Origin of the sequence: Lachnoclostridium phytofermentans ISDg (genome assembly GCF_000018685.1) — a bacterium.
GTDB lineage: Bacteria > Bacillota > Clostridia > Lachnospirales > Lachnospiraceae > Lachnoclostridium > Lachnoclostridium phytofermentans.
This window is the reverse complement of record NC_010001.1, coordinates 2000603-2025874: the sequence shown is the minus strand read 5'-3', so window position 1 is coordinate 2025874 and position 25272 is coordinate 2000603. Positions and strand designations below refer to the sequence as shown.

The 25272-nt window shown below is 34.7% G+C and carries 22 protein-coding genes; 6 read left to right on the top strand and 16 right to left on the bottom strand.

What is annotated here, in order from left to right; translation table 11 throughout:
* Positions 1–11 precede the first annotated feature (11 nt).
* A complete protein-coding gene (gene kamA / locus CPHY_RS08530; RefSeq protein ID WP_012199669.1) occupies positions 12–1193 on the top strand; it encodes a lysine 2,3-aminomutase in 1182 nt (393 codons plus the stop codon).
* A 176-nt stretch (positions 1194–1369) separates the two neighbouring features.
* On the opposite strand, the gene CPHY_RS08525 is transcribed toward kamA, so the two are convergent.
* The 3 genes from CPHY_RS08525 to CPHY_RS08515 form a co-directional block, all read right to left on the bottom strand.
* The gene (locus tag CPHY_RS08525; RefSeq protein WP_012199668.1) at positions 1370–2347 is read right to left on the bottom strand and encodes a phosphotransferase family protein; all 978 of its coding nucleotides are present in this window, start codon (positions 2345–2347) and stop codon (positions 1370–1372) included.
* Between the two features lie 147 nt (positions 2348–2494).
* Entirely contained in the window at positions 2495–2800 is a 306-nt protein-coding gene (locus CPHY_RS08520; RefSeq protein WP_012199667.1) for a metallophosphoesterase, read from the bottom strand.
* Between the two features lie 960 nt (positions 2801–3760).
* Positions 3761–4486 carry a glycoside hydrolase family 12 protein gene (locus tag CPHY_RS08515; protein ID WP_012199666.1) on the bottom strand — a complete coding sequence of 242 codons (726 nt, stop codon included), beginning with the start codon at positions 4484–4486 and terminating at the stop codon, positions 3761–3763.
* A gap of 644 nt (positions 4487–5130) precedes the next feature.
* Here CPHY_RS08515 and CPHY_RS08510 point away from each other — a divergent pair.
* Positions 5131–6831: a methyl-accepting chemotaxis protein gene (locus CPHY_RS08510; protein WP_012199665.1), complete on the top strand. Its 1701-nt coding sequence runs from the start codon at positions 5131–5133 to the stop codon at positions 6829–6831.
* Positions 6832–6963: 132 nt separating this feature from the next.
* Here CPHY_RS08510 and CPHY_RS08505 read toward each other — a convergent pair whose 3' ends face one another.
* Positions 6964–7185: a hypothetical protein gene (locus tag CPHY_RS08505; protein WP_012199664.1), complete on the bottom strand. Its 222-nt coding sequence runs from the start codon at positions 7183–7185 to the stop codon at positions 6964–6966.
* A gap of 593 nt (positions 7186–7778) precedes the next feature.
* Between CPHY_RS08505 and CPHY_RS08500 the strand changes: the two genes are divergently transcribed.
* A complete protein-coding gene (locus tag CPHY_RS08500; protein ID WP_012199663.1) occupies positions 7779–8351 on the top strand; it encodes a manganese efflux pump MntP in 573 nt (190 codons plus the stop codon).
* Positions 8352–8483: 132 nt separating this feature from the next.
* Here CPHY_RS08500 and CPHY_RS08495 read toward each other — a convergent pair whose 3' ends face one another.
* From CPHY_RS08495 to CPHY_RS08470, 6 genes are all read right to left on the bottom strand, one after another.
* The gene (locus tag CPHY_RS08495) at positions 8484–9854 is read right to left on the bottom strand and encodes a methyl-accepting chemotaxis protein (RefSeq protein WP_012199662.1); all 1371 of its coding nucleotides are present in this window, start codon (positions 9852–9854) and stop codon (positions 8484–8486) included.
* Positions 9855–10214: 360 nt separating this feature from the next.
* Positions 10215–11015, bottom strand: coding sequence for an ABC transporter permease subunit (locus tag CPHY_RS08490; protein ID WP_012199661.1), 801 nt, complete (start codon positions 11013–11015; stop codon positions 10215–10217).
* Positions 11008–11901 carry an ABC transporter ATP-binding protein gene (locus CPHY_RS08485; RefSeq protein ID WP_012199660.1) on the bottom strand — a complete coding sequence of 298 codons (894 nt, stop codon included), beginning with the start codon at positions 11899–11901 and terminating at the stop codon, positions 11008–11010. Before CPHY_RS08485 ends, CPHY_RS08490 begins: the two co-directional genes overlap by 8 nt.
* The gene (locus tag CPHY_RS08480) at positions 11888–12520 is read right to left on the bottom strand and encodes a TetR/AcrR family transcriptional regulator (RefSeq protein WP_012199659.1); all 633 of its coding nucleotides are present in this window, start codon (positions 12518–12520) and stop codon (positions 11888–11890) included. Before CPHY_RS08480 ends, CPHY_RS08485 begins: the two co-directional genes overlap by 14 nt.
* A gap of 252 nt (positions 12521–12772) precedes the next feature.
* Positions 12773–14884, bottom strand: a complete 2112-nt coding sequence (locus tag CPHY_RS08475) for a HelD family protein (RefSeq protein ID WP_012199658.1) — start codon at positions 14882–14884, stop codon at positions 12773–12775.
* 400 nt (positions 14885–15284) lie between these two features.
* Entirely contained in the window at positions 15285–15986 is a 702-nt protein-coding gene (locus CPHY_RS08470; RefSeq protein ID WP_012199657.1) for a ThuA domain-containing protein, read from the bottom strand.
* 220 nt (positions 15987–16206) lie between these two features.
* On the opposite strand from CPHY_RS08470, the gene CPHY_RS08465 reads away from it, so the two are divergent.
* Complete coding sequence (locus tag CPHY_RS08465; RefSeq protein WP_012199656.1) at positions 16207–17400, top strand: aldo/keto reductase; 1194 nt, start codon at positions 16207–16209, stop codon at positions 17398–17400.
* Between the two features lie 54 nt (positions 17401–17454).
* Positions 17455–18045, top strand: a complete 591-nt coding sequence (locus tag CPHY_RS08460; protein ID WP_012199655.1) for a hypothetical protein — start codon at positions 17455–17457, stop codon at positions 18043–18045.
* Positions 18046–18135: 90 nt separating this feature from the next.
* Here CPHY_RS08460 and CPHY_RS08455 read toward each other — a convergent pair whose 3' ends face one another.
* From CPHY_RS08455 to CPHY_RS08445, 3 genes are read right to left on the bottom strand one after another with little or no spacing between them, the layout of a single operon-like run.
* Positions 18136–19065 (bottom strand): hypothetical protein, encoded by a 930-nt coding sequence (locus tag CPHY_RS08455; RefSeq protein WP_012199654.1) that lies wholly within the window; start codon positions 19063–19065, stop codon positions 18136–18138.
* Positions 19066–19076: 11 nt separating this feature from the next.
* Positions 19077–20324 (bottom strand): acyl-CoA reductase, encoded by a 1248-nt coding sequence (locus tag CPHY_RS08450; protein ID WP_012199653.1) that lies wholly within the window; start codon positions 20322–20324, stop codon positions 19077–19079.
* Positions 20321–21463 carry a LuxE/PaaK family acyltransferase gene (locus CPHY_RS08445; RefSeq protein WP_012199652.1) on the bottom strand — a complete coding sequence of 381 codons (1143 nt, stop codon included), beginning with the start codon at positions 21461–21463 and terminating at the stop codon, positions 20321–20323. Before CPHY_RS08445 ends, CPHY_RS08450 begins: the two co-directional genes overlap by 4 nt.
* 284 nt (positions 21464–21747) lie before the next feature.
* On the opposite strand from CPHY_RS08445, the gene CPHY_RS08440 reads away from it, so the two are divergent.
* Positions 21748–22437 carry an SAM-dependent methyltransferase gene (locus CPHY_RS08440; RefSeq protein ID WP_012199651.1) on the top strand — a complete coding sequence of 230 codons (690 nt, stop codon included), beginning with the start codon at positions 21748–21750 and terminating at the stop codon, positions 22435–22437.
* 133 nt (positions 22438–22570) lie between these two features.
* Here the strand turns inward: CPHY_RS08440 and CPHY_RS08435 are convergent, their stop codons facing one another.
* The 3 genes from CPHY_RS08435 to CPHY_RS08425 form a co-directional block, all read right to left on the bottom strand.
* Entirely contained in the window at positions 22571–23242 is a 672-nt protein-coding gene (locus CPHY_RS08435) for an ABC transporter ATP-binding protein (protein WP_012199650.1), read from the bottom strand.
* Between the two features lie 9 nt (positions 23243–23251).
* Positions 23252–24796, bottom strand: a complete 1545-nt coding sequence (locus tag CPHY_RS08430; protein WP_012199649.1) for an ABC transporter permease — start codon at positions 24794–24796, stop codon at positions 23252–23254.
* Between the two features lie 88 nt (positions 24797–24884).
* Complete coding sequence (locus tag CPHY_RS08425) at positions 24885–25268, bottom strand: hypothetical protein (RefSeq protein ID WP_012199648.1); 384 nt, start codon at positions 25266–25268, stop codon at positions 24885–24887.
* Positions 25269–25272: the final 4 nt, after the last annotated feature.

Below are 25272 nucleotides of genomic sequence, written 5' to 3'. Positions count from 1 at the left end.
AGGCGTGAGAAATGAGCGAACATATCTTTCATGGTAAATTAATTCCGGATTCTGATTGGTATGACTGGCGGTGGCAGTTTCGTAACCGTATTACAACGGTTGCTGAACTCACAGAATCAATTGATTTAACAGAACAAGAGAAACAAGAAATAACTCAATGCTTGGGTAAATTTCGTATGGCGATTACCCCATATTATGCTTCCTTAATGGATCCTACGGATAGAAATTGTCCGATTCGTATGCAAGCGGTTCCTAGTAACCTAGAAAACCGTATCCTTCCTTGTGAGATGGCAGACCCATTGAATGAAGAAGGAGAAAGCCCAGTTCCAGGTATTGTACATCGTTATCCTGATCGTGTACTTTTTCTGGTAACTCACCAATGTTCTATGTATTGTAGGCACTGTACCAGACGACGTTTGGTTGGTGAAGAAGACATGGTAATCTCTGATAAAGAAATTGATACAGCAGTAGAATATATTAGAAGCAAAGAAGAGATTCGAGATGTACTCATTTCTGGTGGTGATCCACTTACGATGAGCGATGAGAAACTGGAACATATTCTTAAAAAGCTTCGTTCCATTGAACATGTAGAGATTATACGAATTGGAACCAGAGTTCCTGTTGTTCTACCAATGAGAATTACCCTGGAATTAACAAACATGCTTCGTAATTATGAACCGATTTGGATTAATACACATTTTAATCATCCAAAAGAGATTACCAAGGATTCCATGGACGCTTGTGCTAGGTTAGTGGATGCAGGCATACCTCTTGGAAATCAGAGTGTTCTGCTTCGTGGTATTAACGATTCAACAGACATTATGAAAGATTTGTTATTAAAGCTAGTAAAAAACCGTATTCGACCTTATTACTTATATCAATGTGATTTAAGTCAAGGCTTAGGCCACTTTAGAACCAGAGTAGAAACTGGTATTGAGATGATTCATCATTTGCAAGGATATATCTCCGGTTATGCAATTCCAAAGTTTGTGATTGATGCTCCGGGCGGCGGTGGCAAAATACCTGTCAATCCAGAGTATATCATATCAATTGATGATAATGAGGTTGTAATGCGAAACTATAAGGGTGACCTTTATACTTACCCTCAGCCACCTGATATTCGTTATGAAAAAGAGTTTCATTTAAATGCACGAGAAGTCTGTGATGAAAACGATAACTTGCATAATCCTTAAACTCTTGCTATAAGTAGGCTTTATCTATCTCAGCTTAAAAACTAGAGTGTATAGTTCCTACTGATATATGTGCATTAAACAAGGAAAAGTACGCATCACAATCTTTTTCTTATCATAAATAAAAAGTGCGATAACAACTTATTTCATAGTAAGAATTAAGTTGTTATCGCTTTATTTTATTGTGATAATTTTTTTAATTTTTCAAGCTCAACTTTTAAAGTATCTATCATCCAATTATACTGCTTATCATTGTCATACTTACGATAATCACACTCTACAATCATTACTATACAACGATATAGACGATAAATCGTACAGCGTATCATTTCCTTCGGTGTGAATTCTTCTTTTCCATATGCTTCTAGAAAGCCCTTGGATGGTTCACTAAAACTTGAGAATTCATTTTCCATTAAGAAATCACCATAAAATCCTCTCTCATAGTCAATTATTCCTGAGATAGACCCGTTCTGAACAAATATATTACCATCCCATAAATCCCAATGAACTAACCTAGGTGTCATTACTTCATCAAAAACTTCTGCATAAGATGTTATTAGTTCCCATAATTCTTCATAAGTGATATGTACTAAATTGCTGCCTTTTCTTTTACCATCCTTAATGAGCATCTGAAATAACGATAATATAAACTCTCTGCATGTTTCAAAGCGAGATGAAGATTTTCCAATAAGTCCAAAATAGTTTCCTTTGATTTGATTTATCTGTTTGTTATAACTTCCAAGTTCTTTTATAATTGCTTCATTTTGCTCTTTAGAAAGCTCTTGCTTTAAATGATCGTAGGATATGCCTTCTGATTTTGTCATAAAGAAGTAGGAGGAATTACAGATTGTCTTACTATCATCAAAAAAGAGTACTTTGGGACTAGGAACTTTTGTATACCTTTCAATTAGGTCCATCACTGCAACTTCAGTTTCTAGTATTCTTTCTTCATAAGACATCATCTGTATTTCGTCTGATGGAGCAATCTTAAGTATAGCATCCTCTTCTAATAAAGGAACAAGATAAACAACATTACAATAACCACCATCTAATTCTACGATCTCTTTCTCATAATCTATCTTATCCTCTCCAAAAGCTTTCTCTGCCATCTGATAAATTATATCATTTGTCTGTCTGTTTTTTGTAATCGCATTCATGAGTTTTTGTCATCCTTTCTAGGGAAATCTGCCCTTTCCTGCCATGAGAATTCTTAATAAAATCCTCATTCCTTAGGGCCACGAACGATCCCATCCGATATTGCTATGTATTAGATTGTTAAATTTTTATTGTGTTTAATATGTCCATCACCTATCAATTACACATGAATCAAATAACATTCCATTTGAATCTATGGCTTGAATTTCCAACGAATAAGGGGATACATTTACCTGTACAAAATGAGGCTTCGCCATAATTTTAGCAGTAACTGAATTAGTTTTATGACGGATCCAATCTGCATATGCACCACTTCCGCCAACTACAATATATCTTACTCCTGCTGAATTAATTTCACCATTGATAAGCGGATGGCTTCTTTCATAATGAATTGTGTGTGAAGAAAATACCACATCAACTTTATATTTTTCAAGTAAGGGACATAGTCTTCGCATAGCAACAGTCTCGAATATGGCAGAGGCATATGGGGGATAGTGAAAATAAACAACTTTCCATATTGCTTTAGAGAAAAATATACATTTGCCGGTATGTTAGGGGCATATGCCTCCCAAACATATACTTTTGAAGTAGATACATTATCCGTTTCCCACATAATTGTCATGCTATCTACTTTCGGATTTTGTAAATAAGGCTGCTTTATAAATATCATACTCTTCATTCCTTCTTCATTGTTAATTATTATTAGAATTAAATGCACCAAGACAAACCATAACAATAGAATTTAAAAACCGTAATACTATAATTTATATTCCATAATTTTTTCAATAATTTAATTGCACAATAGTTTTAATATTTATCTGAGGCTAGCACACCCTGTCTCGATTACTCCTATATTAATATTACCATATAATCCCTACTGATACAATCGAACATGATATTAATTTCACCTATCCTCTACATGATATTATCATTCTATACGCAACTTTATACGCAATTTAGATATCACAAGATAAAATATGATGAGTTTGAAATCCGTATTTCTCCCGTAAAACCATATAACACATGATAAAAAACTGCAAAACCTCGGATACTTATCCTCCCCTTTTTAATGAATGACCTGTCACGATGGCGGGGCATAAGTTTACTATTGTATTTTCTATACTCCTTCCGTAGTTCCGATTACCTTTACGTCTTTATATTTATGATCCTAGAGTGTTATGCGTTACATGATAAAAACAGGAAGAGCGATGAAAATCCTTCTTCCTGTTTTAAATGTTGTTTATATTCTGTATATATGTGATTTTAAATGTCATTTCACAATCAGTATGATTTGTTTTGGCACGCACCCAAAATATATTTACTACGAAGATAGACATACTGTTGTAGTCGTTATTACTTATGAATGAATATATAATAATGATAACCGCTCAATCATTGAATAGGATTTGTTTATTTTAATTACTGGTTACAGAATAACTATTGCAGATAAAGTCTGATCCGGCACTTGATGAAGTAATCTCAAACCCAAATTGAACTAAATTAACTGTTTGAGTTCCACTAAACCAGCCTTTACCATTAATCCAATTAAGTATAGCTAATATATCGACCGTACCGGAATTCGTACTACTTGTTCTTACGAATGAATATACCGGATTCGATCCATTGCTACCCTGATACACATTCCATGAATGACCGCCTAGACTAAGATTCGTATAGACTGGTACAGGCTTACCGGAAGCATCCCAATTATAAGATATCGGAGCAACACTTCCATATGAATTCATCCATAACATAATTTCATAAGACGAGCCATTCGACCAAATATCATAAGCACTTTCATAAGCCCCGCTACTTGGCCTGGTAACATTAAAACTACTTTGTAAGGTTTTTATCGAAGATAATGTTTTGCCAATCGACTTAGTTACATTTGGATAAGATTTTATACCTCCTGTATTAGGATGCTGCGCCCATACACCCCAATTGCTGTAGCTATTAGCCCAGATTGATTGGTATCCTGCACCGCTGCCCCATACATTATTATAAATCGTATAACCTCCATTACTCCATGTAGCCCATTGGTCAGCTGATGACCAAGTTGCAGCATATGCTGTAAGTGTAAAATTTGAAATAAGAATGAAGCTGAACACTAAGGATACTAATATCTTAAATTTGGTTTTCATAATATGGTCTCCTCATTATAATATTATTACGATTACAATCAAGTTGATTTACATTATTATACAATTACAATCTATGATTTCATTTTTAGAAGTATGCTTTTATTATTTTACCGCTAAATAAAAGTAACTGCTTCTACAACCAAATATTATGAAATATCTATGAGCTGGAACAGTCTTATTGAAATTATTAATGTACAGCATCTAATACTTTAACCCATATCCCACCGGAAACATTACATTATCAGTCAGATTTAAAAGATATTTTTACATTAAATTATAATAAAAAATATTAATTTATTTATTGAATATATTTAACATTTATATTATAATTTAGATAATTATAGCATATATTCTTTATTATTCCAATTATGAGTTAATTAATCCAAATATTGCTCAAATCTTATTAGCATATTTAAATATGAAACATTATGTATGGTATATTAATGTAAAATCACTGAAATTTTACTAAGTTCATTTTTTTAGGTGCTATAGCTATAGAAATATTTGTATCTATAGTCTATTTTTATGCTTAAATCTTGATTATAATATGGCTATTATATTTTAGGACGCTTAACTTATAAAATTTATAATATACATAGGTATGCTACAATTGATAAATATTACATATACAGAGGAGGAGACTTATGAAGTTAACAGTACAAAAGAAAATTTTAGGTGGATTTGGAATTTTATTAGCTATTATCATTTTTTTAGGTTTATTAGGTATTAGTAACATTGATAGCATCAATCGTATGTTAAACAGTATGTACGAAAAGGAATTAAAAGGTATATCTTATATTAAAGATGCACAAATTAATATACTTTCATCAAATCGTACTGAAAAAAACCTTATTTTATCAAAGGATCCAGCAGAGGAAGCAATGTATACAGAAAGAATTAATATGTACAATGGAAAATTTGAAGAAGCAATGAATAATTTTAGTATAACTATATCTAATGAAAGTACAGATAATAAGATTAAACAAATTTATATGTATTGGGAAGAAATTAAACCCTTGCAGCAAGAACTAATAAAATTAAATTCGCAACAAAATTATGATGCAGCTTTTAAGAAATCTCAAGATATCAGAACAATTATCGAAAATATTGATAATATCATTCTTGACTTAACAACCGAAATGGATTCACACGCATCGGATGCATATAATAACAGTGATATTTTGTACGATAGATCTAAAAATATTGTAATAATTGTGTTATCATTTTCAATTGTTTTGAGTAGCATTACTGGTGTTGTTATATCAAAAAACATTTCAAAACCGATTGTTTTTATGGCTAGTATTGCTTCTTTGGTTGCTCAAGGTAATCTGGCAGTCGAAGACATTAAGACTAAAAACAAGGATGAGATTGGTGATTTAGCTATATCCTTTAATACGATGATACACAACTTAAGAACACTTATAAAAGGGGTTGCTACAGCTTCTGTAACTGTAGCTTCTTACAGTCAAGAACTATCATCCTCTTCAGAAGAAACCGCTGCTGCTACTGAGCAAGTTACTCGTACTATAAGTGAACTTGCAGAGGGATTAAATAATCAATCTCAAGAATTAGAAATTAGTAGTTCAAATCTAAACAAAATATCAACAAGTATCCAAGGTACTGCAATAAAAATTGAATCCGTAACTCAAGCAGGTATCAAGGTTTCTGAAACTGCAAATCAAGGACTCAATGAGTCAAGAAATGCTATAGAAAAGATTGAATTAGTACGACAGGTTGCTACCAGAACTTCTGAGGTGGTAACAGATCTGAATCTAAAATCTCAAGAAATAGAACAAATAGTTAATGTAATTCAAAGTATCGCTAATCAAACTAATTTGTTGGCACTTAATGCTGCTATTGAGGCAGCAAGAGCTGGAGAGCAAGGTAAGGGATTTGCTGTTGTTGCAGAAGAAATTAGAAATCTTGCTGAACAATCATCAAATTCGACCAAAAAAATCGCAGATTTAATTTATAACATCCAAGATAGTACAAAGCAAGCTGTTGATGTTATTCAAAAAGGAAATGTCAATATCTATGATGGAGTTGAGGCAGTAAATAAGGTTGGTGATTCTTTTGAATCTATTGCAGCGGAAATTGATATCGTAGCAAATCAAGTACAACAAGTTAGCGATGCGACTAAAGCAATTTCAATAGGAAACAATGAAACTGTTGCAGCTATTGACAATATTGCGGCAATATCAGAACAAAGTGCAGCTTCAAGTCAAGAGATTAATGCTGCAGCCGAAGAACAATCTGCTTCTATGGAGGAAGTAACGAAATCTGCTCAAAATCTTGCTTATCTAGCAAACGAACTACAAGATATGGTTTCAAAATTTCAAGTTTGAGTTTCAACTTAATTTCATGTGCTTTACGACCAATATTCACCTTTTTAGCGAATAACCTGTCACAATGGCTTGACAGGTTATTTTCTTTTGAACTGAGAGGTTCCTAATACTTTAGCTCTCCCTCTAGTCATTTTAACTACCAGATATGCTGTTTGCCACAAGGGCCTTTTCGATATAATCGATTCCTTTTTCATAGCTTTCTGCAGCTTCTTTTAGGATAGGAGCTAGCTTGAATCTACGTTCCTCATTAACACCCCATGGTGACTCCCATGAAAGATATGGACGTGCCTGAGCAAGGAGTTCCACCTCATGCTCGAAATTCAACGCAGAACATTGGAGGTTCTCCAGCTCCATTTCATTTCCTCCTTTTATATAATTTATTGTCAAGGTAAAGTAAATGCGATTGTAAAGACGAAGTCCATCACCGCTCGACTTTAACATCCCGTTAATTTACAAACCAGAACTTTGCAATTCCATGGTTCATCTTTATCAATTAATTTATCTCCAATATATTTAATTTCAAATTTTATTAAATCTCCCCCTCCTCTAATGGATATCTGTCCATTCTGCTAATTTCAAATTTTTACTACATAGAATAACCCAGTCTCGACCACTATTAATTTTACCATATATTACCTTATGATACAATTAAACATTACACTAATTCTCTGGTTATCTTCTGTCTTGACCATTCCATACACAAAGATATATATAGTTGCTTGACATTTAAGATTCCCTTCGATATGATATATCTACTGGTAAGGGAGTAGTTAGCAAGATGTGTAGTATAGTCAACACAATGATAGATTCTATCTGGTTATACTTTGAATAACGAGACTTATTTGTGGCAATAACACAGATAGGTCTTTTTTGTATTGAAAATAGATGTGTCTTCTACTCTAACATTACTGACCATACCGACGATGAATAAGAAGGAGTAAATTTTTATGTCACTTTTCACTTTGTTTACACTTGCAATCGGGCTAGCAATGGATACCTTTGCAGTCTCTGTCTGTAAAGGATTAGCAATGAAAAAAATGTCCCTAAAAAAAGCATTCATTAATGGAGCTTATTTTGGGTTATTTCAGGCTGGAATGCCTATCATTGGATACTTTTTAGGTATTTCCTTTCGTAATTATATAACCAAAATTGATCACTGGATTTCCTTTGTACTTTTAGTATTTCTAGGTATTAAGATGTTAAAAGAAGCCTTTGATAATGAGGCTTGCAGTACGAATGATTCTGTCGCATTTCGTGTGATGATAGTTTTAGCCGTTGCTACAAGCATTGATGCTCTTGCGGTTGGTATAACCTTTGCTTTTCTTAAAGTGAATCTGTTACTTGCAGTGAGCTTAATCGGTATTATTACATTCCTTCTATCTATGCTTGGTGTTAGACTTGGTCATGTTTTTGGGGCTCGTTATAAACGGGTTGCAGAATGTGTTGGTGGTATCGTACTTATCGTATTAGGTTTCAAAATACTTCTTGAACACCTTGGTATATTAGCTCAGCTATTTTAAAAAAGGTATGAACCTCTCCGAGTACTTGGAGAAGTTCATACCTTTTTATTCTAATCAAATACTTTCGTATAGCATCTTTTTCAGATCAAGGAAAATTTCGCAAAATGATACTTTTTCTTGTTTATCAATTCTCTATACAATTTCTTTTATCTTTTCTATTTCTTGTAATAATTTTTGAAGTGTAGCCGATGCTTCCTCATAATATTTAATTGCTTGAACTCTATTCTGATTTTCAATTTCTTTTAAACATCTCACTGCGACTGCATGAAGTTCTTCATGGTATTTTTTCATCTGTAAAAATGATGGATGATTTAAAACCTTTTCATCCTTTATGCTGTTACACCATTTTCCTAATTTACAGTCTTTATGATTATTAACTACATCCATCTGTAGCGTTTCATACTTATTGATTGCATTATATAGCCTCCAAGTAAATACCATATGATCGACTTCAAATACATGTAAAAACTCTTTTGTTGTAAAGCCCATTGCATTTCGTACAAGGTTTCCTCTTATCTTGTCTGTGCCCCTAACGATATCAAATAAGTATTTACCACCATTGTTACATTGATTTTGCATCTCATCATAGGAATCCGACAGAGTGTCTATGGAAGTTACAAATTCATTCGCTGTCACTTCTTGATTTTGAATAAAATTATAGATACTTCCAATCTCATCATTAATGGTATTCATTTGAGTATTTAATGACTGAATACTATTAACAGAACGTTCTACAATTTGATTTCCATCCTCGAGTTTTTGTGTTGTTTTATGAATTGTTTCTACTAATTCTTCTGTATTAGCTTGAAGCTCCTTAACGTAACGCATGATATCCGCTGCGGATTCTGTCGTACTTTCAGATAAAACCTTAACTTCTCCTGCAACCACTGCGAAACCTTTTCCAGCCTCTCCGGCTCTGGCAGCTTCAATGGATGCATTTAAGGCAAGAAGATTACTCTGCTGTGCAACCTTTTTTACCAAATCAATAATTTCATGGATCTTTAAAGTTTTTGATTGAAAGCTATGTACCATGTCATTAATATTACGTATCTCTTCTGTTGATTGGCTTACTACCTCAATACTCTTTGTCATGTTCTGTGCACTATCAACTGAAGTAACTACTGCTTCATCAACAAACTGTTTAATATTTTCTACTGCATTAGAAATATTTGATATGGAATCTCCTAATTCCTTACTTGAGATTTTTAAACCATCGATTGAGTTACTTTGCCCCAATACTGTTTCAAGCATCTCTTTCATGACAGAATTGTTAGTTGCTTCCTCTACTAAGTCATTCATCCGCATCACATCATTGTTTCCACTACTTTTTAGGTTATAAATCATGGCATTGATTTGTTGAATCAATTCTACATCGAGAAATCCATCTTCCTCAATCGTATTGATTTCCCCATTGCTTACTTTGGATATTTCTTCTAACAGTTTAGCACGATCTGAAACTACTGTGTTTGTACTTTTTTTTGAGTGAAATAAGTTACTACTCATAATACCCGCTCCTCTCTTGCAACGATGTAAATATAAACATATTGTACCAAATAAAACAATTTATTACTATATATTTTTTATTACTAGGTATTATTTCCTTGTTTTACAGATATCTTGTTAAATCCTCATCTAATAGTTACTTATATTGTTATTTTATTACAATTCTTACTCCCTTTTCACTCTCTCTTATAAAATTCTTATCGATTTCAGCATACAAGAATACTTTTTCAAATAATTTCTTTCGCTGAAAATAGCTTTGCAACTAGTATATAACACTTGATGCAGAGCGTTAAAATAGGGGGCCATTCAAACTACTTGAATAGCACCCCTTAATAAAGTATCACAAAATTAAATTATATTTTATATAGATAAATCTCTTCTTGAAAAATATCTTATTCCAATTCCATATAAAACGATTCCTATTACATATAAAATTACAATTCCAAGATAACCACTACTTTCCGCTTTGATAATTCCAGTTGCATCAAATAACGTTAGCGGTGTTAAGTATTTAAATTTTTCAGCCTTTTCCGAAACCTGTGATATCATCTTTACAAGAACAAAGACGACGCACAAGGATGCTCCGATTCCATATGGATACTTAGAATCACTAAATAGGCATGTGGAGCAATAACAGATACTGCTAAAACATAAATAAACACCAAATAAACCAATATTTAAGATGATAAATCTACCAACATCAAGCTCCCCAGGAAATAAAATTGCACTGACAGTGATACATAGTACAGTTACATAAAGCACAAGAGCAAAACATCCTTTGATTAAAAATAAAGCTTCGGTAAACGCAACTGTACTACGCTTCGTAGGTGTTGCTAGAAGATAAGCCATGGAACCTCGTTCGATGTATCTTGCTATAATTCGATTAGAAACTAGGATAATGAAAATCAATGGAAATAATATAAATATCATACCATATAGGTAATTTGCCATGAAGTCAATTAGCGTATTTGAAATACCTGCCATACCAAAAGCAGCAAAAATCTGCGGCATACTCTCAGCCATAGATTGCAAACTCTCACCAAGCTTTGGATCAAACATAGCTATAACCATTGAACCATACATTGTCAGCACCGCAAGAAAGATTAGCATAATTTTATAATTTGATTTGGTTTCCCGTAAAAGTAATGTCTTACTAATCATTGTTTTTCCCTCCATAAAAAGTCATAAACAGATCTTCCAGCGACTGGGTCTTTACATTTAAGTCCAAAATCTCAAATGTAGCAAGAGATTTTATTAATTGATCCGTAGAGCCACTAATACGAATGGTTATCACATTATCCGAAACTTCCAATTCTTTATAAGTTGTATGTTCAAGAAACATTGTTGCCATCTCTTTCTTAGCGAAGGTTATCTCATAAACCTTCTTTCTACTATGTTTTAATTTTTCAATCTGTGCATCCTCTATTATCTTTCCTTCTTTTATAATAACTGCTCTGTCACAGGTTTTTTCAACCTCTTCAAATATATGAGAGGACATAAAAATAGTGGCTCCACGTTTCTTCTCCTCTAAAATTAAATCAACAAATTTGCTTTGCATTAAAGGATCTAGGCCACTTGTTGGTTCGTCAAGAATTAGAATGTCCGGCTGATTCATAAAAGCACAAACAATACCTATCTTTTGCTTCATTCCCTTTGACATCTTTTTAATTTTTCCTTTTGGATCAAGTTCGAAATAATTCATAAGATTCTCTGCATAAGAAAAATCTTTCATTTTCTTCATCTTAGCAATAAAGTGCAGAAACTCTAATCCTGTCATGTCATCCATAAAGGTAATTTCACCAGGTAGATATCCTAAACTATTCTGAATAATACTTGCTTGCTCGAAACAATCCATTCCAAGGATGGATACTTTTCCTTGATCCGGATGCAAAAATCCCATTAACTGGCGTATCGTCGTTGTTTTTCCTGCACCATTTGGTCCAAGAAAGCCAACAACTTCTCCTTTCTCAACAAAAAATGATACGTCAAATACCCCTTTCTGGTTACCATAATCCTTCGTGATATGGTCAACTTCAATTACTTTCATTTAAATACTCCTCCTTGTATGCAATCTTTCGAAAATACTGAGTCCATTGTTTAAAATCAGCCATAATTTCATCAATCACAAGTTCCTTCCCCTGCATCTTTTTCTCAAGGACATAACCTTCAGATATCCAGGTAAGCATCCTAATTAAATATTCTGGTGATATATCATCACGGAATTTATTAAGGTTAATATTTTTAAAATACACCGAAAAAATCGTTGCAGTTTCTTGCGAAATGTCTTTCTGCAAATCTAGCGACACATTCTCTTTATCACCAAATATGCATTTCATTGAAAAATCCATAAGATATGGATTTCTTTCTATAAGTACACACTTTTTATACGATGCATATTCGAGTAATTCAAAGAAATCATCAATCTCTTGAAATTTTTCATCTAAAATTTGTTTTCGCATAATATCCATAGTATAGTGAAATACATACGAATATAGATTTTTCTTATTATTAAAATAATAAAATAATAATCCTTTCGAGATTCCTGCTTTAGATGCAATGTCATCCGTAACAGCATGCTTATAATCATTCTTTGCAAAAACTTCCATAGTTGCATTTATCACTCGTAACTGTTTTTCCTCAGGTAGCTCCAAAAACTTCTCATTCATCCAATCCCCCCTTATTAACCGATTTAGTCAATATCAGTATAATGAATTGACTATTTTTTTCAAGCCCCCTCTTTTTAAATTTTTAAGAAAAAAAGACTTAATCAGAAAGCCTCGAATTTCGGGGATTATACCTGATTAAGTCCTATTTTTTATATGATTTTCTCCACTACGTGGCATTTTAAAACAGGCAAGTCCTTACCCCCGCTTAAATAAGCGGAAAACTTCCCTGATGAGGTTAAAAAGTTTTTTATCTTATAATAATTCCGAAAGCTTGTTTTGATAAACCATCGTCAGCTCGTGTAAAGCTCTTGTTGCAGCTACATAAAGAAGTTTTGCATTCGCATCACTCTTTTCATAACTCTCCTGATTCGGATTCCATAACAGAACGGTATCAAACTCAAGACCTTTAGTTAACTGAATCGGAAGTACCATAACTCCTTTTGAAAATACTGCATTTTCTAGGCTTCCTTCCATAACTTCCATCTGTTTACTAAGAAGTTTACTTACCTTTTCTGTACTCTCACTATCTTTACAGATAACCGCTATCGTATCATATCCAGTCTCCTGCCAAGACTTTATAATTCTTACTGCATTTGATACCATCTCTGATTCCTTTGCCACTTGATGCTTCGCAACCATAGCTCCATGGCGGATAATAGGTTCTACCTGATACGTAGGGAACGAGCAATGTGATAAGATACTGGTCGCATAATTTGAGATTTCTATTGTATTACGATAACTCTTTGCTAACACGCCAAAGGTATCTCGATCCTTGTTAAACACCTCTTGTTTTAATGCTTCCCAGTCATTCATACCAGAATCGTAATTAATATTCTGAGAAACGTCTCCCATCACTGTAAATGTGCAACGAGGTAGTACATAACGCAAGACACCGAACACCATAGCACCATAATCCTGAGCCTCATCAACTACAACATGTCTTGCATCTTCCATCTCCTCGGTGAGTACCATTCGTCGTTTGATATACAATAATGCTGCTAAATCGTAGACATCTACCTCTTTTTTACTAAGACTTAAGATACAGTCATTGATACCAAGTTGTTCCTCTCCCTCAGTTTTTGTAAGCATCCACTGTAAGAATTCCTGATAAAGCGTGATAAGCGCATATTTCCACTTCTTAGGACCGTAATAATTGTTAAATTGTTTAATCGCAACCTTTTTTTCTTCTTTTTCATATTCATAATCTCTACCGGTAAAGTAGTTCCTAATTTTATTCAGAGCTCTTTCATTTAACATTGTGATTTTCGCTTGGGTTGACCACATCTGATTGTTTTTCAAAAAATCATCAAATGCTTCTTCTGAAAAAAGTACCTCATCCTCATAGACTACTGTTTTTCTGGGAATCATTTCAATTTCTCTCTGATTTAAATACGCATCTAACTCCTTAAGGTAGGATAATGACCCTTTTCGTTCTGCAAACTTTTTATATTCCTTCTTATCCTTTTGAATATGCGATATTATTTTGTACTTATCTGTAATAATATCTTCGTCTAATAAGAATAGACAGAACTGCTCTAACGTCATTTGATTTATTCCGTAAACGTCAAGGTCAGGTAATATACTTGTGATATAATCAAGTAAGATTCTATTACTACCTATAATGAAAAACTCCTTTGGACGAAACTTCTCCTGATAGTTATAAAGTATATAGGAGATACGATGCATCGCAACCGTAGTCTTACCACTTCCAGCAACCCCTTGCACAACAACATTATGAAATGGAGATTGTCTTATAATATCATTTTGTTCCTTCTGTATCGTTGCAATAATCTCACCTAATACTGCTTCTTTATTCTTTGCTAGATACTTCGTTAAGAGCTCATCATTGGCAACTACTTCGGAATCATAAAAATCAAGCAATTTGTCTTTCTCAACTTCATAAGTTCGTTTAAGGTTAAGTTTTATTTCTCTTAACTCTCCTTCTGGAACTCTATAGTTACATTCTCCTACCTCACTTTCGTAATAAACACTGGAAATCGGTGCTCTCCAGTCAATTACTTCTATCTCGGTAGCACTTTTCATGACACCGTTTTTCCCTAAGTATAAGGTACTCTTTTTATCATCCTCATGATCTAAATAATCGATTCGCCCGAAATAAGGCTTCTGTAACGCTTTTCGATTTTTATTTAATGCCATCTTAATACTTCCGTGCATCGTCATTGTATTCGATAACTCGGTATAAATCTCTGGGCTATCATCATGGTAATGGTCATACATTTCTTTAATGTCACCTGCAAGTATTGCTTCTTGTTTCGCATATTTCTCAATATTTTGTTCGATTACGTTCACACATTCTTTTAAATGTTGCTCTTCATACTCCCTGCTATAACGATCTAATTCCATAATTTCTCCATTTCTGCTTTAACAGCTCTATTCCTTCTTCCAAATGCAACTCAACTGCAACTCAAACGCAACGTTTTCGAATTTTTGTATACTAATTTCCTTTCTGTAAAGAATTTTATCAGAAAAAAAAAATAATACTAGACTTATAATTTAAGGTGTGGTAAGATAGATACTGTAGTATTGCTAAAATTCAGAAATGAGTATAATTTATTTTTAACATAAAAAGCTACTACTTAAATAAGACGATTTAAGGCATGCAAATTTATTGCATGCCTCTTTTAATGTTAATGATTTCTTGTTTCTTTTTATATCTCTCTTCACTATAACGATGAAAATTTAGAACAAAATACCGTATCGTTAAGAAATTGGTGTTAGTTATTGACGGCAGTACATAATTTTTCTACAACGCGACACACTCTGAAACCTTAGGCAACTTTCTTGTAGGTACTGCCCAGCGGCAAGCATTCTTTATAATCTTTCTAACCTGCGGATGATAAAAAGACGGATTTGTCTCATGACCAGGTTGGAAGAAAAAGATTTTACCATTTCCCCTTGTAAAAGTACATCCGCTTCGGCATACCTCTCCACTGCTAAACCAACCAAGGAAAATAACATCATCTGGTTTTGGAATATCCATGTATTCACCATAGGTCTCTTCTATGGATAATTCAAACCTATCCTCAATTCCCTCCGCAATTGGATGGTTAGGGTTACAGCAAACCACAAACTCCTTATCATCATGATGATATCGAAAAGTACAAGTTGTTCCCATCAAGGAAGTAAATGCCTTACAACCGATAGCAGAATGTAATACAATAAACCCCATTCCTCGTAGAACATGCGCTTTCACTCTATTTGCTATTTCATCCGGAAATTCATGATTACCGCCATGGGACCAGTAAATAAGTACATCGGTTTGCTCTAATATATCCTCTGTTAAACCGCATTCCTCGTCATATAAAGAACCAATGGTTAGCAGGTTAGCATTCTCCATTTCTGATACAATATCACGTAATACCCCTCCTATTCCATCCGGATATACCGTTAGTACTTCAGGTTTTCTTTTTTCGTCTCTTCCTTCATTAAAAATGGTTATGTTCATAATATATTTTAGTCGTAGAAACTACGACTTCTCCTTTCACTATTTCGTTCATCCGCTTGTAACACATAAACTACTATGTTAAAATTATGGACAAGAATGCGTTATCAATGCAACAAGAAAAAGTACGCTCTGTGAACTTTTCCTTGTCATAAATAACGTTATTTATCAGCAAGAAAAAGTAACTTTATAAACTTTTCCTTGTCATGAATTAGGAGGCCCCATGAATTACAGAAATCCAAATCAGACCGATTCTCTTTCAATCCTTGGCTTTGGATGTTTACGTTTTCCGAAAAAGGGAAAAGCCATCGATATGGAGGAAACAGAACGAGAAATCTTATATGCAATTGAACATGGCATTAATTATTTTGATACCGCTTATATCTATTCTGGCAGTGAAGAAGCCCTCGGTACGATATTGCAAAAACACAATTGCCGAGAGAAAGTAATGATAGCAACAAAGTTACCTCATTATCTTATTAAAAAGGCTGGCGATATCGACCGTTTTTTTGATGAACAATTAAAACGATTAAAAACGGATTACATTGATTATTACTTGATGCATATGCTACCAGACGTTAACATATGGAACCGCCTAATCGATCTTGGGATATTAGAATGGCTAGAATCAAAAAAACAAGCAGGTATCATTAAACGCATTGGATTTTCTTATCATGGAAATACAGCAGCATTTCAAGAATTACTTGATGCATACTCATGGGACTTCTGTCAGATACAGTATAATTACATGGACGAGCAAAGTCAAGCTGGTGTAGCCGGTCTAAAAAAGGCAGCAAGCAAACATATTCCTGTGATTATTATGGAACCTTTACGAGGAGGAAGATTAGTTAACAACCTTCCTAAAAAAGCACTTGATTTATTTGATAGAGCAGAACCAAAACGTAGTCCTGCTGAGTGGGCACTCAGGTGGTTATGGAATCAAGAAGACGTTAGTGTCGTATTATCCGGAATGAATTCTATGGAGATGTTAGAAGAAAATATCCGAATAGCATCTACCGTCTCTGTCGGTGAACTCGGAGAAAAAGAAATGCATCTTTTTGAACAAGTGAAAAAAGCACTGAATGATAAGATTAAAGTTCCATGCACAGGCTGTGGTTACTGTATGCCATGTCCGAAAGGTGTTGATATTCCTGGTGTATTCCGGTGCTATAATGTTAGTTACGCCGAAGGTTATAATAAAGCCTTCAAGGAATATATTATGTGTACCACTTTGAGAGACAAAAAGAGCAATGCATCTCTTTGTGTTCAATGTGGAAAATGTGAGACTCACTGTCCACAGACAATTGAAATACGGAAACACTTAAAAAATGTTGTTAGAAGATTCGAGCATCCTATTTATAAGGTTGTTAGCGTGGTTATTAAGAAAAGATTTCAAGGGAAACCTAAGAGGGATTAAACTAAGATAGACTAAATATAAGAATAACTAAACACTGATAGGTAGGAGGTTTCTATGCATAAGCTACGTGATTATATCTCAGTCCTAATTGTTTTGATAATCCTATTTGCATTCACCGGATGTAAACAAAAGGATTTTACAGCTGACTATACCACTTACTATAATATGAAAGATGCTGTTCGTTCCTCAAACTTAATTATTAAGGGACAGATAAAGAATGTAGAACGCAACAAATCTATTGTAATAGGGCAAAGTTCTGGAATGTCACAGAAATATGCAGTTTCGGATGTTGAAATATTAGATGTTATATATGGGGAAGCTAATATTGGAGATACGATTCAGATAAAACAAATGGAGAATGAAAAAACTACTAAAGAAGCTGGATACCTAGAAAAAGATCAAATTGTTATCTTATTGTTACAGACTTATGCCTCTACTCCTGCATCCTTAATCAATCCAGCCCAAGGTAAGATGGTTTTTATAGATAACATTCTTACTGTAACTATGGAGGATGATTTATATCGGATATTAAGCAACAGTAATCAAGATAATCAAGAATCAACTACAACTAATATATCAAATACACCGATTACTTACCCTTATGAGACTGTTATCTCAATCATAAAAGGTTCTATCGAAAGTTAACTAAGCTAACATAAAAGCACCCTTCATTATCTATATAGACAAAATTTGTACGGATAATGGAGGGTGCATTTTTCTTTCTATTGGTTTTATCTAATGTTTCTTCTCTTTCGCTCTCTTATCACTAATCATCTTCATATGTTCTTCTGTAATCAACGTAACACCATTTGCTTTAGCCCAGTCGATACACCCTTGCAGTGCTGTTTTTAAGAAAATGCGTGGAACTTTTACTAACTTCTGGCACGCCTCTTTTGTAAATTTTATCTCCGCATCCATACGATTTGCTGCATACACAACAGAAGTTATATCCACTTCTTTTCCTTCAGGAATTTTCACTGGTTTTGGACGGCGAAATTTTGTATACCAAAAATTCGTAGAATCACGATATCCATAATCGACTGGGACTCTAGGAAATGCAGATGCTCTCACCCCATCAATAATTGCATCGTATTGTTTTTTCTTCATCAGTATATTATCAATTCGTAGGATAAAATGAGCGCCGAACTTACTAGTTATCCCATTAAAGTTGCGATAAGGAGGTTCTACGCCCTCTAGTTGCCCGACCTTTTTACTATCTTCTTTCGCCCCATCTAAGTCAGATATCCAAGTACATTCAAATACCTGATACGCTTTTGATATAATCAGAGGACGCTTGGTTCCATCTTTCGCTGCAAGCCCTTCTTCAAGGGTAAATTTGCAGTTCTCCATCTTTTCTGCTGCCGTTTCTCCTGGAAATCCTAATCGAACTGCTTCTTTAAAATCATCTAGGCTATCTTCAATAAAATTAAGAGCGCAAGTACCACTTCTTAAGATATTCTGCGCTGTATTCGAGGAATTCCTGCATTCTAAGAGCATAGCATAATACTCTCTACCAGCTATGTAGTAAGGAAAGCAAAGAGAATATGAACCAATGGATGTTTTTCCATCTTCCGCTAAGGTACTTACTAAAACTGTCGGCATGGGGAAAAATGCTGACGTTTGATAAAAATTATCCACAATTCGCAAATCTTGAAATGAACTCATCGCAAATCCTCCTAAGATAGAACTCTCCCATTTACAATTCTTACGTATCTTCTCAGTGGATATTCTCCATCGTGGGTTTCAAATACATCCATATAAGACATAAATTTAGGAACTGTCACTTTGGTCGCTCCTACGAGGAAAAAGTAATTCGATAATTCATTCCATTCATTTTCCTGACAAACCAAACCTACAGTCTGTAGGTATCCTTTGTTCTTGTGTAATTTCTCTATGATATCATTTCTCTTAAGTCCTCTTACCCACAGATTCGCATGGGTATAAGAAGATGTTAGCAAAACATCCGGTAACGCCTTTAGGCTACAGTGTTTCCCTCTGTATAATTTGCCTTTTGACTCAATTAACTCATCATGATACAGAAGAAGCGAAATCTGTGCTCTCGTACACATACTAGGAGTTTCTTCTTTTGCAACCGCACTCTCTAGGATCGGTAAAAATCTTTCACAGAAATTCTCCAAGTCCTCCATCACATCTGTATCTAAATAAATTCCCTGACAAGAGCTACAAAGTATTTGCTTCGTAGTTACTATATGAGTCGCAAGCTCCATTAATGCCTTGTCTGTAATGGCATCTTTCGTAAGATAAGCAAAGCTCTTTCTATGTCCCCATTCAATCAGCCTAGTGTCAACAGAAGCTAGATTTCTTATGGATTTCATCGTCTCATCTCCACCCCAGACTACTATACCATTTGCCATATTAGCCATAGCCTTTAATTCTTCCAGATGACTGGATGGAGTATCGAATACATAGATATAATCTTTTATCTTTGGTTCAATGCTAATTAACTCCTGTAATAACTTAATGGTAATTCCCGAATCTGTGGCTGGTAGTTTAACAATATTGATGTTTCCCGCTAAAAGTCCCTCAATAACACTATAGGCAGGTAGCCCCTCCATATTACCAGCTGCGATATGTAATAAAACACCCAAAGGCATGATCTGATGAGAAGTTTCAGGGAGACATTCTCCAATTGCTGCACCAAGTTCGATTCGAATCTTACTTACTAAACACTCCGCGGATAACATTTGTGCAGTCTTTGCTATCTGATCCTCTGTTAAAAATCCTCCAAGTAATTCTTGATATTCACCCGCAATAATACGCTTAGATAATTGATGGCAAGCCATAATCACTACTTTAGAAGGTAAGATACCTCGTTTCAGTGTTAATAGGATTCGAGGGTATAAGTCTTTTAATACCTGTTTTGTTTGACTTGATTCTAGTACTTCACCACCGCATAATATCATTTACTATTACCTCCCAACAACTCTCCTGCTCCCTGTGCACAGGTATGTATGTCTCGAAGTCCGGCTCTTCCTAGAACTTCAAAGTAAGGTGCTGTAATTCCACACCCGCATTCAGCTCCATCATGTAGCACACCTAAATCATCTGTCATAACACTCGTTAATGGCATACTAGAAAGCAACGGAGAAAGAAAATTTAGAATACCAACCTTACCGTTTGGCACTGGCAATAAAGTATCCACATCTCTTACCAATACACGACTATAGATAGGTACATGAAAATGGTGATTTTTACAATCGCAATATATCATAGGATGTTCCACCGCACCATAAAATTCACGAATATTTTCTACTTCAATTCCAAGAGTCCTCTGAATTTTTTGATATAATACTTCCTTATCTACCTGGTCTGAATAAAACTGCTTCCAACCACCACCAAGAATAACCTTGGAGCCCTTCGGTAATATAAAACGTTTTTTTCTTTTTTCTAATTCATTGATCAAAAATAAAGCATAAGCAGGAAATCCAATGATACGAACAGGATTTGACTGTTTACTAAACTTAACTAAAGCTTTTAACACTCCTTTTATGTTAAGTTCATAGTTACCGTTAATATATTGTAGTGCATATACTCTCTCTTTCGCTGGTGCAAAATAAGTTGAACCAAGCAAAGTCTTTGCTGTTACTGCTTGATTTTCTTTCCACGGCTTAAATCCAAGGAGGATATAATTAGTTGGTTTCGTTGATAAGAGTTTATGATACTTTGCAGTACGGTACACCATGTGAGCCCCATAATATAGCCCTTTTGCATCATAGCCTATTTTACTTTTTACCCCGCTTGTTCCCGAAGATGTTGCTTTTATTGCCATCTTCTTACTAGGTAAGGATGCAATTCTTATTTTTTTATAATACAACGTTGGAAGTGGTGGAATTCTATGTAAGTCTTCGATAGACTGTATATCATCTTTTGTAATCCCTTGTTTTTTTAATATCTTCGCATAACGCTTGCAATGCTGATTATGAAACTCCATATTATCTTTGATGGCAGCAACAAAATATCGTTCCGTACCTTCTAAATCATATATTTTTTTTGTTTGATATAACTTTTGTAAGTTATTTATTAAAATCTCCTCCTTTGGCATTATTATGTTCTTATTCCTTCATATCTTTACCATAAAATATAACTGGTTAATTTTATCTTGTTTACAATATTATATCAGATTCAATGATTAAAATGCAAATTTTGTAAAATAAAAGTTTATTTTGAGTAATGGTTTCGGAAGAATAACTAGCATTTAATAATAAAATCCACAGTAAATAAATTGAATTTAACATGGTAAATTTGTGTAATTTAATTTATAATTTATATAGCAAATGATTCATATTTGCTTTCAATTGTGATGTAATTAAAATCGGGAGGAGCAGTATGAAACCATTTATTAATAATTATGATGACATAATGGAATTATTAGATAGTCAAGCTGAAAATGTATCTTGGGATGAATTTTATGAATCAAGAAAACACCCAGCGAATTTTATCATCCAAAATGATGTACCTGATGAAAATTTAGTAGAATTTTTCGGGAAAGGCGTGCCTATTTCCTCTTCTATTGAATTTGGTTGCGGAGAAGGAAGAAATGCTATTTTTATGGCTAAACATGGTGTATCGGTAACAGCTATAGATATTTCATCCACTGCTATTGAAAATGCAAATAGAATTGCTACACAGAAGGGTGTTAGTGTCGATTTCAGATGTCAAAATGTACTTAAAGAGTGCATAAACGGCAAATATGATTTTGCATATGATTCAGGAATGCTTCACCATTTGCCTCCACATAGAAGAATAACATACATAGAATTAATAAAGTCTGTTCTGAAACCAGGTGGATACTTTGGTCTTGTATGTTTCGCTTGGGGTGAAAATTGTGCAGATGAAGTTGATGATTGGGAATTCTACCAACAGAGAAAACGTGTCGGTGTTGCCTTTACAAAAGAAAGACTAGTTGAGCTATTTGCACCTCATTTTGAAATTGTTGAAATCAGAAAATATAGGAACGGTGTTCCAGACACAATACAAGGTTTGGATTTTATGTGGACTTGTTTATTCAGAAATTAAAATTAGTTCACTTCTTTCACAAAGCTATAGAACAATGGAACACTAAAAAAGGGATAACTTTAATGGTTATTCACCATCTCAGTTATCCCTGATGCTACTTGACAACAGCCTATACTTAACGTTGCCTGTTCGTTTATTTTTGCTTCATCTCTATCATCTTACCATCACTCATGCCATAAATCATATCAGCTATGGTAGTTACTTTTTTAGAGTGGGTGACGAGAATAACACATTTACCCTCATTATGAGCAAGGGAGGTAAAGATTTTTAGGATTTCCTCCTCGGTATCTTTATCAAGATTACCTGTTGGCTCGTCAGCAATGACAATGTCAGGATCGTGTGAGATTGCTCTTGCAATACCTACACGCTGCTGTTCTCCACCGGAGAGTTTGAGGATTTTTCTGTCCGCTGTTTCACGGTCAATACCTACCTTTTCAAGTAAGGAGTAGGCAAATGTTTTTTTATTGGCTTCTTTACTTCCACTAATATTCATAGATAGCACAATGTTTTCAACGGCAGATGCATTTGTTAAGAGATTAAAACTCTGGAACACTACTCCAATACCTTTGGCGCGGTATTCGTCTCGATCAAGCTTTTTCAATTCCTGCTCACCGTGTAAAATTTGCCCTTCCGTACAAACATCCAGTCCAGCAATCAAAGAAAGAAAAGTGGACTTGCCAGAACCGGATTTTCCGACTATGGTATAGACATTTCCAGCTTCAAAGGAAGCATCTACGCCTTTCAGTACATTCTTTTTCGTTCCTTCATATCTGTAAGTCACATTGTTTAGTGTCAATACGTTCATTGCTACCACCTAATTCCTTTCCATGAGTATCTTAATCGGCTCGTATTTTGTAATCTTACTGATGGAAGCCAGTCCTGCTAACGAAGCCAGTAAGATAGAGATTGCAATAATCTCAAGTACTGTAATCAGATCAAGCGTTATCTTCATCTCAGAAAGCGGTTTTTCATTGGATGAGTTAATTCCGCCACCTGATCCCATCATAAAAGCACCCGCTGTACGACCACCACCTGTAAACATTCCATTTTGACCTTGATGTGTGTCGGTGTTGGTTTCCGCTGCTGCCACCTGTGATTTAAGCAATACATCGGACACAGGTTGCGCCACTACTGTACCTACACCTAATCCAATGACAAGGCATACACAAGTAATTGCGAAGATTTCCGTCCAAATTCCAAGTGCTACCTTAGCTTTTTTCATACCCATTGCACGAAGTACACCGATTTCATACTTTCGTTCTCTGATGGAAATGGAGGTAAGGAGTAGTAGAATAACGCCACCCAGTACCATTACCACAATCATAAATGTAATAGAGATACTTTTTAATCCTAATACTGGTTTTACAATGCTATCGTATGAAGCGGCATCGGTACTAACATCAAATAAATCTGATAAGCCCTTTGCTCTAACTTCTGTTTCAAACGCTGATAACATACTAGGATCTTTCAGATAGTAGGTCACATTTACTGATACACCGCTTTCATCAACACCACGCTGTGCTAGTAAAGTACTAAGTGAGGTCAAAATCTCATTACGGCGGTTCAATGCTGCCATCTTCGGCATATTAGAGTTTGAATATTCATCTGTCAAATCGTTGTAAATACCCACAACACTAAGAGAATATTCCACTTCTCGTTGTAGGTTCACAGTACCTAGTCCAGAAATTGAAACAGTATATTCGATTCCATTAACTTCGATTGTATCTTCGTCATTCACATCTCCAATATCATCAGGAGTAGGAACTCTCATATGAGCGGTAAATAGTAACGTATCACCCACCGAAATATTATTTTCTTCCTGCAGATCCATACTGATTACGCATTCACCATCTTCTTCTGGTAATCTACCACTTTCAATGCTACGTAGTCCATCCGAGAAGTCTGACCAGCTATCACCCAACAATGAATAATTGCCATTTCCTCCAGCCATCCTAACCATTTGTCCGCCTGTGGTACCTGTTCCATCATCATCAGTTTGGTCAATCGCATTTATTTGGGTTGAATTTCCCATGACAGAACCGGTTGCAATACTTTCTTTCAAATACTCAGAATCAGCAAATTGAATGAGTAGTTCGGACGAAATTTCCGGTCGCATCATTCTCACCTTACCGTCAGTAGAATTATTCATTGCTTCTTCCTGAACTTTTTGCATATTCGGTGTAATAGACACTTCCGATCCAAAACGATCCTTGTAATCTTCAATGACAGAAGTGGCTGTATTGTTAATGATTAGGGATATCACCGTTGTCAAGATGATAGCGAAGATAATCGACCCTATCATGATGTTTCTACCCTTGTTGCGCACTAAGTTTTTAAGTGCATTTTGTATAATGTACATTTTTTCTAGCTCCTTTTCTGTGATTGTAGCAACTGACTACGCAAATATGGTAGCTACTTAACCTTCAATCAACCTTTCATAATTTTTGTTACTGTTCTTGTTCGTCTGTAACAATTTCAAATTCCTCAAAGAAATCATCAGGATTGTTGAAAACTTCGATTGCTTTTGGTGGAATTTCCCCGATTTGTGGGCTACTTACCGCAATTGTTGATGCTCCATGCTTTCGATAAAGCATACCAGCCGCAAATAATACGGAAGCAAAACCAAGTGTCGTGATAACATAGCTAAGCACCTGCGGCATGAATTGTTGCCAGTAATATTCTGATATTTGCTCTGCAGTAGCACCCTGTGTTGTAGCGTCAGCAAGCATGTCAAGCTGTGCAGGTATGTATAGCACAAGCTGCCAAATACCTAAGGCGAGGATAATACCAGACAGACCTAATATGATTATGGTTATCGCATTCTTCTTCATATGA

What these genes read in the sequence shown, in the direction of transcription:
- CPHY_RS08475 (WP_012199658.1), bottom strand. Translation starts at nt 14,884, where the DNA reads ATGGAATTAGATCGTTATAGCAGGGAGTATGAAGAGCAACATTTAAAA.
- CPHY_RS08445 (WP_012199652.1), bottom strand. Translation starts at nt 21,463, where the DNA reads ATGCCAAAGGAGGAGATTTTAATAAATAACTTACAAAAGTTATATCAA.
- CPHY_RS08525 (WP_012199668.1), bottom strand. Translation starts at nt 2,347, where the DNA reads ATGAATGCGATTACAAAAAACAGACAGACAAATGATATAATTTATCAG.
- CPHY_RS08485 (WP_012199660.1), bottom strand. Translation starts at nt 11,901, where the DNA reads ATGAAAGTAATTGAAGTTGACCATATCACGAAGGATTATGGTAACCAG.
- CPHY_RS08425 (WP_012199648.1), bottom strand. Translation starts at nt 25,268, where the DNA reads ATGAAGAAGAATGCGATAACCATAATCATATTAGGTCTGTCTGGTATT.
- CPHY_RS08470 (WP_012199657.1), bottom strand. Translation starts at nt 15,986, where the DNA reads ATGAACATAACCATTTTTAATGAAGGAAGAGACGAAAAAAGAAAACCT.
- CPHY_RS08520 (WP_012199667.1), bottom strand. Translation starts at nt 2,800, where the DNA reads ATGCGAAGACTATGTCCCTTACTTGAAAAATATAAAGTTGATGTGGTA.
- CPHY_RS08480 (WP_012199659.1), bottom strand. Translation starts at nt 12,520, where the DNA reads ATGAATGAGAAGTTTTTGGAGCTACCTGAGGAAAAACAGTTACGAGTG.
- CPHY_RS08450 (WP_012199653.1), bottom strand. Translation starts at nt 20,324, where the DNA reads ATGATATTATGCGGTGGTGAAGTACTAGAATCAAGTCAAACAAAACAG.
- CPHY_RS08500 (WP_012199663.1), top strand. Translation starts at nt 7,779, where the DNA reads ATGTCACTTTTCACTTTGTTTACACTTGCAATCGGGCTAGCAATGGAT.
- CPHY_RS08440 (WP_012199651.1), top strand. Translation starts at nt 21,748, where the DNA reads ATGAAACCATTTATTAATAATTATGATGACATAATGGAATTATTAGAT.
- CPHY_RS08510 (WP_012199665.1), top strand. Translation starts at nt 5,131, where the DNA reads ATGAAGTTAACAGTACAAAAGAAAATTTTAGGTGGATTTGGAATTTTA.
- CPHY_RS08455 (WP_012199654.1), bottom strand. Translation starts at nt 19,065, where the DNA reads ATGAGTTCATTTCAAGATTTGCGAATTGTGGATAATTTTTATCAAACG.
- CPHY_RS08465 (WP_012199656.1), top strand. Translation starts at nt 16,207, where the DNA reads ATGAATTACAGAAATCCAAATCAGACCGATTCTCTTTCAATCCTTGGC.
- CPHY_RS08430 (WP_012199649.1), bottom strand. Translation starts at nt 24,796, where the DNA reads ATGTACATTATACAAAATGCACTTAAAAACTTAGTGCGCAACAAGGGT.
- kamA (WP_012199669.1), top strand. Translation starts at nt 12, where the DNA reads ATGAGCGAACATATCTTTCATGGTAAATTAATTCCGGATTCTGATTGG.
- CPHY_RS08460 (WP_012199655.1), top strand. Translation starts at nt 17,455, where the DNA reads ATGCATAAGCTACGTGATTATATCTCAGTCCTAATTGTTTTGATAATC.
- CPHY_RS08490 (WP_012199661.1), bottom strand. Translation starts at nt 11,015, where the DNA reads ATGATTAGTAAGACATTACTTTTACGGGAAACCAAATCAAATTATAAA.
- CPHY_RS08495 (WP_012199662.1), bottom strand. Translation starts at nt 9,854, where the DNA reads ATGAGTAGTAACTTATTTCACTCAAAAAAAAGTACAAACACAGTAGTT.
- CPHY_RS08435 (WP_012199650.1), bottom strand. Translation starts at nt 23,242, where the DNA reads ATGAACGTATTGACACTAAACAATGTGACTTACAGATATGAAGGAACG.
- CPHY_RS08515 (WP_012199666.1), bottom strand. Translation starts at nt 4,486, where the DNA reads ATGAAAACCAAATTTAAGATATTAGTATCCTTAGTGTTCAGCTTCATT.
- CPHY_RS08505 (WP_012199664.1), bottom strand. Translation starts at nt 7,185, where the DNA reads ATGGAGCTGGAGAACCTCCAATGTTCTGCGTTGAATTTCGAGCATGAG.